This window comes from candidate division WOR-3 bacterium (genome assembly GCA_016867815.1).
Taxonomy (GTDB): domain Bacteria; phylum Hydrothermota; class Tepidihabitantia; order Tepidihabitantales; family Tepidihabitantaceae; genus UBA2258.
This window is the reverse complement of record VGIR01000169.1, coordinates 1-3400: the sequence shown is the minus strand read 5'-3', so window position 1 is coordinate 3400 and position 3400 is coordinate 1. Positions and strand designations below refer to the sequence as shown.

At 58.6% G+C, this 3400-nt stretch carries 1 protein-coding gene, 1 tRNA gene and 2 pseudogenes; 2 read left to right on the top strand and 2 right to left on the bottom strand.

All coding sequences use genetic code 11. The features are described 5' to 3' along the window. Positions 1-160: 160 nt before the first annotated feature. A tRNA-Val gene (locus tag FJY68_13870) sits at positions 161-237 on the top strand. Positions 238-715: 478 nt separating this feature from the next. On the opposite strand, the pseudogene FJY68_13865 reads toward FJY68_13870, so the two are convergent. Next, positions 716-1054 (bottom strand): annotated as a pseudogene (locus FJY68_13865) (hypothetical protein). A 288-nt stretch (positions 1055-1342) separates the two neighbouring features. Further along, positions 1343-1837: pseudogene (locus tag FJY68_13860) on the bottom strand (recombinase family protein). 876 nt (positions 1838-2713) lie between these two features. On the opposite strand from FJY68_13860, the gene FJY68_13855 reads away from it, so the two are divergent. Further along, on the top strand, positions 2714-2956 hold the full coding sequence (locus FJY68_13855; protein MBM3332910.1) for a helix-turn-helix transcriptional regulator: 243 nt from the start codon (positions 2714-2716) through the stop codon (positions 2954-2956). Positions 2957-3400 lie beyond the last annotated feature (444 nt).

The window sequence follows — 3400 nt, the reverse complement described above, 5'->3', positions numbered from 1 at the left end:
GAAGAGGGCGAAAGTGACGAGGCCGAAGGCAAGGACGACAAGGAAGACTAGAAAGCCTCTTACCCACTACACGGAGCGCCACTACCGCGCAACTGAAGCTGGCTGGGGTAGCCGCCGCAGATTGACGATAGTGGCGCCCGTTGCTAAACTACCTTTGCGCGGGCGGTTAGCTCAGATGGTTAGAGCGTCGCGTTGACATCGCGGAGGTCAGAGGTTCGAGTCCTCTACCGCCCACCATACCACTCGAATGTGTTAACCAAAACTCCTGGAACTCTGGCGTGAACTCGTGGGACGCCACGCGCCCTACGCGGTTTCTTGGTGCACCGGTTGCTTCAACAGTAAAGCGCCTCACCACCAATCGTAGCAGGTCCCGAAAGCATTCCCTACTCATGCTTGCCATCACCGCTGGCAGGTCGTTTTCAACCAACGCTATAGCTCGCACCAACTCCTCACCCAATTCTTTGCCGGCATTCACCGCTGACAGCCTCTTGGCGGCCCGCTCCTTCTTCTCCCTCAACTCCAATGTCTTTTGTCTTGCAGCTTCTAGATCCAGAGCACCGGCTACAATCGCATCCGCCAGACGCTTCAACCCAATCTCGGCCTCCTGCACCTCAGCCTTCAGTCCAGCTATTCGATCGCTGTCGGTGGCCATCTCTTCAGCGGCATCCCGCAAATAGCCCTGAAGGTTCAGGCCCTCGCTAAGCACCTGGGTCAGGAAGCGCTCCATGGCAGGCCTGGCCACATTCTCAGAGAGACACGTGCCCTGACACGCTGTTCTCCCATACTGGTGGTAGGCCCTGCACTGGTAGAAGTGCCACTCAACCATCTGTCCGTCGTGTCGCTTGTGGTGGCGCTGTCCCACCGTGGCCGCTCCACAGCGGGCGCATCTCAGGGTGCCAGAGAACAGGAAAGGGCTCCCCACCGACTTGGGCGGGGTCCAGTACCGTTGCCGCCTCAACTCCTGTACCCGATTGAACTGCTCGAAGGTGATGATCTGGAACTCTGGCACATGCCGCTCCACGGGCTGGAAGTCCTTCAGGTGGCGGGAGCGAATGCTACGGCCCCACACCACCATACCGGTGTAGAAGGGGTTGGCCACGATTCGCACTACATCCGCGGCGCGGAAGGGATGGCTCTCTCCCTTCTTGCCTCTGAAACTGAACCCTTGGGCGTTGAGGCCATGGGCCACCTGCCTGGCCGAGGCGTGCTCATACAGGTCGAAGATCGCTTGCACTACAGGCACATCCTCGGCCCGCACCCGCAGCTCGGCGCCAGGGGCCTTGTGGTGCCCATCCAACGTGGAACTCCACTCGTAGCCCAAAGAGGGCACCTGGGGAAGCATCTTCCCCTGCAGCGCCTTCTCGCGCATCCCACGCACCAGGGCCCTGATATTTTGGCGCTTCTGTATCTTGCCGATGAGGAAACCGATGTCGGCCAGGTCGTCATCCACGTCCAGGGAGAAGTCGTACACCTTCTCCGGTGTGACTACCACGCAGCCCGCGTCGCGGCATATCTGCCGTATGACTCGCCCATCGATCCCATCCTCGTCTCGACTGAGCCTAGTGAAGTCCTGGCAGACAATGGCGCGAACTACTCCGCCCTCCACCTCCTCCAGCGTGCGCTTCATGACAGGGCGGTTTGCCAGACTCTCGCCAGACTTGATCTCCTGGCGCAGTTCCCATCTATAGCCGTGACGCTCAGCAAGCTCGGAAAGCCTCGCCGCATCTGCTCGGGCATAGTTGTCCCTTTGCCGCTCCGTAGACGCCCGATCGTAGATAACCGCTAGAGGCCTCTCTGTCACAGGCGCTGTTGCTGTGGTGTTGCGCTTTGTGGTCATGATGACCCCCTCGTCGCCCCTCCGTGACAGGGCTTGTTCTCGCCGTGTTATCCAACCCCCGCCTGACGAGGCCGTGACCGGCAGCCTTTCCTCGGCTTGGTCGGCGCCTGACCAGATAGGGGCTGTGCTCTATGGCTGGCTCGCAGCCTGACCGTAAGTAGTGTAGCACGCACAGAGTGGCAGGGCATAATCGTACCTGCGAGACTTCCGCCTTTTTGGCGTCCGAGTCAGGTTGCTGTCACCGAACTGAGGATGCAAACGTCTGATAGAGCATGACTTGGGCCACAGAGCAGATTGGCCCGACGGGATGGCTAATCGGGACTTGAAGCTGGCTGATCGCTGCCCGATCAGAGTCCTGGGTTCCGCTTTGCCTTGCGCCTCGGGTCCTTGCTGGGAGGCTTTGCACCCGCGAGCTTGGCAGTTGTGGTTATTCTCCTCGTCTCCCCACAGTATCTACAAGTCATGGTTCGGTTCTTGACAATCCAGCGGTGGGCACCCTTCGGTGACATCGTGCATCGCCAACATCTGCTGCTTAGGTACAAGTTCCATTCAAGTGACCCTATCAGGGGGGGTTGTGGCCTTTTGCGCTTCCGATGCGTGCTTTCTTGCCTTCGATCCCAAGGGAAGATGATAGTCATGCCGTAGTCGTTAGTTCGCTTGCGAGGCCTCAGCCCTCCCATTGGCTAACCTCCTGCCCAACGTGCTCCATATGTGCTAACAAGCACCACCGGCGCAGGTACACAACGGCCATTTGGAAGTCGAACCTGCCAACAGGCATCGACGAATCTCATGCCCCACTTGACGAGTGCCATTCTAGCACTGATTGTGCGCCACGCGCACATTCTGCGACCAGAAGTCAACGACAATCTACGTAGGATGAAGAACTTCGTGGGGCCACGCATTCGGGAGGCTCGCTATCGCCACGGCCAGAAGGTGACTCAAGAGGAGTTGGCCGCACGACTCCAGACGCTTGGCCTTGGCCTTGACCGTACCGCGATTTCCAAGATTGAGGCAGGCACTCGCCCTGTGACGGACATCGAGATTGTCGCCATCTGCAAGGCACTCGACATAGGTGTGGATGTCCTATTCACGGAAACGCGACCGGATCTTCCTCGTTGACACGCCTCGTCGCTGGCTAGCTCAACACTGCCAACTCCATAGACTGGATGCGCGTTCCTGACTGAGGTCACAACATGACTTAAGGTGCAGCACGCGAGAGGCGGCCTAACAGGCGCAAGTCAATCCGATTTCCTCAAAAGGAAGACTCTGTTAGGAAGCTCAGGTGCTTCGGAGCATTTGGACCGCCTCCCGCCGGGTCACAGACCGTACTTTCCCTTCACGTGGGCGTGAACGGTCTGCCTGAACTTGGCGGTGAGCTTCACGCACTGCACCAAGTCAAGGGACACTTCGAAAGTGTCGTTCGGATCATTGGGATTATGATCTCGAAACCTGATGGTGATCGCTTCAAACAAGTTCTGCCCGGCAGGTACCGCCTTAGGTACAGAATAGACGAAGGACGTGTGCCCAAGTGAGTTCCTGAGACGTCGAACGCAGTAGCGAAGG